This window comes from Anaerobranca gottschalkii DSM 13577 (genome assembly GCF_900111575.1).
Classification (GTDB): domain Bacteria; phylum Bacillota; class Proteinivoracia; order Proteinivoracales; family Proteinivoracaceae; genus Anaerobranca; species Anaerobranca gottschalkii.
The window spans coordinates 47,903-54,947 of the sequence record NZ_FOIF01000009.1 but is presented as its reverse complement, the minus strand read 5'-3'; the positions used below and the strand labels follow the sequence as shown (position 1 = coordinate 54,947).

Genomic DNA, 7,045 nt, shown 5'->3' with positions numbered 1-7,045 from the left:
CCTTTGTCTTTGGAAAGAAATACGGTTATATAGGTAAAAATTAATAGTAAAGGAAGAAGGGCTATCCCTTCTTCCTTCAAACTGAAGACAAACTATAGACAAAGTCATCATCAGCTGTGGTAATTAAACAAAGATACGATTAAGTCGAGGAGATAGATTTAAGAGCTGATTAGATAAAAGGAAGAAGGGGTGAGGAACAGGACGTTCCGAAAGCTCTATTGAGCCATGGATGGCGAATTAGAGCGGTACCCTTCTTCCTTTTAGATAGAAGCCTTAAATCTCGACGCAAAACTTTGTTAGAATGTTTAATTACCACAGCATTTAAAAAATGACTTTGTCTACAAACTGTTATCTTATAAGATAATGTTATACTTCAGAATGAAGATTAAAACGCATGTTATGGTAAAATATTGTTAATTACTAATTTTGAGTTAGGAGGTTTTTTTATGCAGATAGTAGACAATTCAAAATTAACCTGTCCACAACCGGTAATTAACACTAAAAAAGCCATAGAGCAAGGGCTACCTGTTAAATCAATAGTAGATAATGATGTGGCTAAGGAAAATGTTTTAAAATTATGTAGTAAATTAGGTTTACAAACGGAAGTTATAGAAAGTGGCGGTAAATTTGAAATTATTATTAGCAAAGGGGGAGAAGAATTGCAAATAAAGGGGGGAGATTTACAAGGTACTTATTTAATTAAGACTAGGTATTTAGGATATGGTGATGATAAGTTAGGGGAAGGACTGATGAAAGCTTTTATTTATACATTAGCTCAAAGGGAAGTAGCTCCTAAGAGAATTATGTTGGTAAACAGCGGCGTCTTTTTAGCCTTAAAAGGCTCTCAAACAGTTGAGGATTTAAAAATAATGGAAGGTAAAGGAACAGAAATTTTAAGTTGTGGTACTTGTTTAGACTTTTATAATGTCAAAGAGCAGCTGGCAGTAGGGACGATTACTAATATGTATGATATAGTGGAAAACCTAACCGATGATAAAACAATAACTATATAAAATTCTCTCTAAAAAATATTTTATAAATCCCTTGCAAATCTGTCAGATTTTTTATATAATACAAATATCAGTAATAATTATTAGTTGCTGATAATTAGTAGTAACTTTCTTGCTAAAGGAAGATAAAAATGAAAAGGAGAGGTTAATGATGTGGAAATGTGGAGTATGTAACTATATTCATAATGGTGAAGGTGCACCAGAAAAATGTCCTAAATGCGGAGCTCCTCAAGAGAAATTTGTCCAATTAGTAGAAGAAAGTAGAGAAAAGGTAGAAAGATCAAGATTTACTAACTCATTATTAAGGGAACTTGTTAATACTATGGAAGACTTACAAGATTTAGCCCAAGCAGGAATCGATGATAATTTAGATCCTGGTTGTAAAAAACTCTTTACTGAGACCTTAGAAATGGCAGAATTTATCAAACAAACGGCATTAGCTGAAATAGAAAACCATATTAACAAAGGTAAATGGGGTTAAAAAAGTGGCACTAGGCCACTTTTTTGTATTTAAAGATGAAGTTTGATACTAAAGATTTATTTTTCTTATAATAAATTAATGGTAAAATTTAAATTATTGATAAACATTGATGGAGGGGTTATATGGATTTAATAAAGGAAATTAAGGCTTTGGAAAAAGAAATAATTTCTTGGAGAAGGTGGTTTCACCAACACCCTGGGGTAGGATTTGATGTAGAAGAAACAGCTGTTAAAATAGAGGAAATATTAAAGGAAATTGGTTATTCAGAATTAAGGCGTTATGCTAAAACCGGTGTAATTGCATATTTGGAAGTAGATTCTGATTACCCTATAGTAGCTTTGAGGGCTGATATCGATGGTTTACCGATGGAAGAAGAAAATGACTTGCCATATAAATCTATTTATCCTGGGAAAAACCATGCTTGTGGCCATGATGCCCATATTGCCATGGTATTAGGAGCAGCTAAATATTTATACAATAACAAAGATAAATTAAAAAATAATTTATTATTGATCTTTCAGCCTGGGGAAGAGGGTTATGGTGGAGCAAAAAGGATGTTAGACGATGGCTTATATAGGGATTACCCTTTTCAAAGGATATATGGCTGTCATATAGGACTGATTTTTCCTGAATTAAAGGGTGGGCAAATAGGGCTAAGCTATAATCCAATTATGGCTGCTACAGTAGAATTTAAAATTACTATAAAGGGTAGAGGTGGACATGGAGCAATGCCCCAAAAAGCTGTTGACCCTATCTTAATTGCCGGCAATATTATAACTTCTGTACAGTCCATAGTAAGTAGAAATTTAGCACCTACTGATACTGCAGTAATTTCCTTTGGTAAAATTCAAGGAGGAACTGCCTTTAACATAATTCCAGAAGAGGTTCTTTTGACAGGGACAATTAGATACCTAGAAGAAGCAGCAGGAAAGGAAATCTTCAGCCGTTTGGAATTGTTAGTGGAAGGAATAGCTAAAAGTTATGGTGGCTATGCTAAAGTGGAAATTATTTCAGGTTATCCACCACTGGTAAATAACAAAGAAGTCACAGAATTTGTTAATAAAAAATTAATAGAAATATTTTCTAGAGAAGATATAATAAATTTGAAAAAACCTACTATGGGTGGAGAGGATATGGCTTATTTTTTAAACAAAGCACCGGGTTGTTTTTTCTTCTTAGGGGCTGGTAATGAAGAAAAAGGGATAGTTTATCCCCACCACCATCCCAAATTCAATATTGATGAAGGAGTATTGTGGGAAGGAACGGCAGCTTTTTGTAAGCTAATTTTAGAAACAAATTTGTAGAAAAATGAAACTTTTTGTAAGAAATAAAGTCTAATATAATGTATAACTAAAATGGGGAAGGAGGATTATAATGAATAAAAAAATAGTGATTACAACATTAATCATAGTTACAATATCGGTATTTACTATTGCTAAAATTCAATTATCCTCTAATGTCCCCAATGTAGAGGAACCTAAATTAAAAGTAGAAAGTTTATTAAGGCGTTATGGTAAAGAAGAAACTATTGTTTTTAAATTAACAAATCAATCTAATCAAAATTTGCTTTTTCCTGACAACTATTATGGTATAAATATCTTTAAGCGGGAAGGAAACGGGATGTGGCAGCAAATTATTCTTCCCCTAGATTTTATTCCTGCTATTCATATGTTGTTGCCAGAAGAAGAAACTGAAATAAAGATAAATCATGATTTGTTGACAGAAGGGGAATATAAAGTGGTTTTTGAAGGCTGGTATAGAGAAGATTACGTTAATTTGATTAAAGGAGAATCTACTTTCTATATTTATCCCTACCCAACTTTTAAAACTGAGTTATTAACAAAACATCCTAGATCAAATGATAAAATTGAAATTTTAGTAACTAATGATCGTTGGAACAATTTGATTTTTACTAATAAAACATTAGGTTTAAAATTATATATTAAAAATGAAAATGGCCATTGGATGCAATTGCCTGACCCTTTGCATAGTGATGGAGTTGATTTTATCTTAGAATCAGGTGAAAGTTATAATTTAGAAATACCTCCTTTAAGGGCAGCTGGAAATTATAAAATAGAATTACATGGAATTGAAGATGAAAGTGGACTAAGGTTAAGGAGTATAATTGAGTTTTCAGTTAGATAAATTAAGCCGTCTAGCAACCTAGACGGCTTTAATGCTTTATTATGTTAATAATTCAACAATATCTTTATCAGCTAAAAGGTATGTGTGTTCAACACTTTGTCCAGGAAATTTTGCAGAACCCCAAACCCTAGCAGATTTTAAATTTGCGGCTATATCTTTGTGGATTTCTAGGGCTAAATCCATTACTGTCGACCCTTTTTTGAGTATATAAGGTCGTTCAAAATCTGGTTTTTTTCCTGGGGCTTTGGTATATATTCTAACAACATTTAATTTTTCATATATGACTTTTGGTAAAGATTTTAGTTCTTCTGAGTAAATAGATATAGGTAATATTTTAGGGCAATTGGAAATCAACTCGTAAATAATTTGAAGATTATCGGCAGAAGTGGGGTGGTCAGACTTTGTCCCTAAAAAGATAATATCATCTAAAGTAAAAGTTTTAGGTGACTTGTTTTCTACTAATAAATTCCGCTTTTTTAAATTGTCAATTATACCTTGTAGCTGCTCTACACAGTTATCACTACTTAAATCTACCAAAGCTAATATAAGATCACAGTGTCTTAAGGCGTTGCTAAAATTACCTGGAATTCCCTCTTCCGTTATAGGTGGAGTATCTATAAGTTGAATATAGACTTCTTCAAAGGGGATCATTCCTACCACAGGTTGTTGAGTAGCGAAGGGAAAGTCTTGTACATTGGTTTTTGCATTGGTTAATGCACCGACAAAGGCGGATTTACCACAATTGGGATAACCTAATACGAAAACTTGCCCTGCCCCTTGTTTTTCGATATTAAAGGGATCAAAGCCAGACTTTTTCCCCTTTGAATTATTTTCTGCTTCCTTTTTAAGTTTAGAGATTTTTTTCTTAATATCTCCTTGCAGCTTATCAGTACCCTTGTGTTTCGGAATAACTGCTAACATTTCTTGTAATGCCCTAATTTTTTCTTCTATAGTAGTTGCTTTTTTATAGGCTTCTTCTGCTTCGTAGTACTGGGGAGTTAAATTTGCCGGCATTAATTCCACCTCCAACTACCGATTGATTACAAACCTATAAAGGCCTTCTTTAACACCATTTTTATCATTATCACTGACTATTACATCTGCATTTTCTTTGGCTATTTTACTGCCATTTCCCATACATACCCCTAACCCGGCCATTTTCAACATTTCCACATCATTTTCACTATCTCCAAAGGCGATAATTTCTTTTTCTGATATATTATACATATCAGCTATGTATTTTACTGCCAAAGCTTTATTACTAGCAGGGGCGACAAATTCTAAAAAATGTTCTGAAGTTCTAACTACGGAAATATTTTCATTAGCCATATCTCTAATTAATTTTTCTTCCCTTTTCAGGTGATATGGCAATACCAAGAGTATTTTAGCTACATCTTCTAAATTACTATAATCGGTAATATATTCTATTTTATTTTCACCTACTCGGATTATCTTCGTTAGATCTTCTGGTGAATAAGTACTATAAAAACCTTTTGCAGTATAAACAACGGAAGGAAAAGGAAATTCTTTTAATTTTTCTAAGGTACTTAAATATGTTTCCTTATCGATAGGATTTGTTTTAATAATTTTTTTACTTTCAGGGCAATATATAATTGCACCATTACAACTTACTTGGGGATCTGTTAAGTCCAATAGTTGATAAAGGGGTTGGGCAGATAGATGGTGTTTTCCTGTTGCCAATATTATTTTTATTCCTAATTCCTTAGCTTTTTTTACAGCTTCTAAATTTTCCTTGGAGATTTGGGATTGGGAATTTAATAATGTTCCATCAATATCAAATACAGCCATTTTATACATTTTCATCACCTAATGTTTAGATTTTAAATTTATTATATCATTATGTTAATTTTTTGTGAATTTATTTATAAAAAATAAATATTTAAAAGGGCTTGACTAATGGGTTATCTTTAATTAAACTAGTTATGACAATAGAAAACTCTTATCAAGAGAGGTGGAGGGACGGGCCCGAAGAACCCCGGCAACCGGCTAAAATTTAGCACGGTGCTAATTCCCGCAGATGAGAGAGGCTGAGCCCTCTTCATTTAAAATTGAAGGGGTTTTTTATTGCACAAAATCCACTCTATACATATAAGGAGGTTAACAATATGAGCCGCAGATTTTTATTTACTTCTGAATCGGTAACTGAGGGGCATCCTGATAAAATTGCTGACCAAATATCTGATGCTATCTTAGATGCCATTTTAGAAAAAGACCCCAATGCGAGGGTTGCAGCTGAAACTATGGTTTCAACAGGATTAGTATTGGTTTCGGGAGAAATAACCACAGAGTGCTATGTGGATATTCCGAAAATTGTAAGGGAAACGGTGAAGGAAATAGGTTATACAAGGGCAAAATTTGGTTTTGACTCTGAAACTTGTGCAGTATTGACTGCCATTGATGAGCAATCTCCAGATATAGCTATGGGTGTAGATAAAGCTTTAGAAGCAAAAGAAGGTGAAATGGAAGATATCGATGCTATAGGGGCTGGAGACCAAGGGATGATGTTCGGGTTTGCATGTAATGAAACTCCAGAGCTTATGCCATTGCCTATCTCTTTAGCCCATAAAATGTCAAGAAGACTTTCTGAAGTGAGAAAATCTGATATATTACCTTATTTACGTCCTGATGGAAAAACTCAAGTAACAGTGGAATATGTTGATGGTAAACCAACTAAAGTTACTACTGTAGTTGTCTCTACTCAACATAGTCCTGAAGTTTCTTTAGAAACTCTAAAAAAAGATATCATTGAACATGTTGTTAAACCTGTAATTCCTACAGAGTTTTTAGATGAAAATACTAAATTTTTAATTAACCCTACCGGTAGATTTGTTATCGGTGGTCCACAAGGGGATGCAGGGTTAACCGGTAGAAAAATTATTGTTGATACCTATGGTGGTTATGCTAGACACGGTGGAGGAGCTTTCTCTGGAAAAGACCCAACAAAAGTAGACCGCTCAGCTGCTTACGCTGCCCGTTATGTAGCTAAAAACGTAGTAGCAGCCGGTTTAGCTGATAAGTGTGAAGTACAATTGGCATATGCCATTGGTGTAGCAAAACCTGTTTCAATAATGGTGGAAACCTTTGGTACAGAAAAAGTGCCTGTAGAGAAAATTGAGAAGGCTGTTAAAGAAACCTTTGACTTAAGACCTGGTGCCATAATTAGGGATTTAGGTTTGAGAAGACCTATATATAAACAAGTTGCAGCTTATGGTCACTTTGGAAGAACTGACATCCAGGTACCATGGGAACAAACAGATAAGGCGGAAATTTTAGCTCAAAAAGTTAAATAATACTTGAAATTAAAGCACATCTTTTTTGATCTTTTCCTAATTAGGTAGATAATGATCTATATTTAGGATATTGATTCAATAAGATGTGCTTTTTTGAT

7 protein-coding genes and 1 riboswitch are annotated in these 7,045 nt (G+C 33.5%); of the genes, 5 read left to right on the top strand and 2 right to left on the bottom strand.

Annotated elements, in window-relative coordinates:
* Positions 1-446 precede the first annotated feature (446 nt).
* From yedF to BMX60_RS04295, 4 genes are all read left to right on the top strand, one after another.
* Positions 447-1,013, top strand: a complete 567-nt coding sequence (gene yedF / locus BMX60_RS04310) for a sulfurtransferase-like selenium metabolism protein YedF (RefSeq protein WP_091349533.1) — start codon at positions 447-449, stop codon at positions 1,011-1,013.
* A gap of 145 nt (positions 1,014-1,158) precedes the next feature.
* Complete coding sequence (locus tag BMX60_RS04305; RefSeq protein WP_091349531.1) at positions 1,159-1,491, top strand: rubredoxin-like domain-containing protein; 333 nt, start codon at positions 1,159-1,161, stop codon at positions 1,489-1,491.
* A 122-nt stretch (positions 1,492-1,613) separates the two neighbouring features.
* Complete coding sequence (locus BMX60_RS04300) at positions 1,614-2,795, top strand: M20 metallopeptidase family protein (protein WP_091349529.1); 1,182 nt, start codon at positions 1,614-1,616, stop codon at positions 2,793-2,795.
* A gap of 70 nt (positions 2,796-2,865) precedes the next feature.
* Entirely contained in the window at positions 2,866-3,636 is a 771-nt protein-coding gene (locus BMX60_RS04295) for a hypothetical protein (protein WP_091349527.1), read from the top strand.
* Between the two features lie 39 nt (positions 3,637-3,675).
* On the opposite strand, the gene BMX60_RS04290 is transcribed toward BMX60_RS04295, so the two are convergent.
* Entirely contained in the window at positions 3,676-4,650 is a 975-nt protein-coding gene (locus tag BMX60_RS04290; protein ID WP_091349524.1) for a GTPase, read from the bottom strand.
* A 15-nt stretch (positions 4,651-4,665) separates the two neighbouring features.
* The gene (locus tag BMX60_RS04285) at positions 4,666-5,454 is read right to left on the bottom strand and encodes a Cof-type HAD-IIB family hydrolase (RefSeq protein ID WP_177159698.1); all 789 of its coding nucleotides are present in this window, start codon (positions 5,452-5,454) and stop codon (positions 4,666-4,668) included.
* Positions 5,455-5,593: 139 nt separating this feature from the next.
* Positions 5,594-5,681: riboswitch (SAM riboswitch) on the top strand.
* A gap of 81 nt (positions 5,682-5,762) precedes the next feature.
* Between BMX60_RS04285 and metK the strand changes: the two genes are divergently transcribed.
* Positions 5,763-6,947: a methionine adenosyltransferase gene (gene metK, locus BMX60_RS04280; RefSeq protein WP_091349520.1), complete on the top strand. Its 1,185-nt coding sequence runs from the start codon at positions 5,763-5,765 to the stop codon at positions 6,945-6,947.
* Positions 6,948-7,045 lie beyond the last annotated feature (98 nt).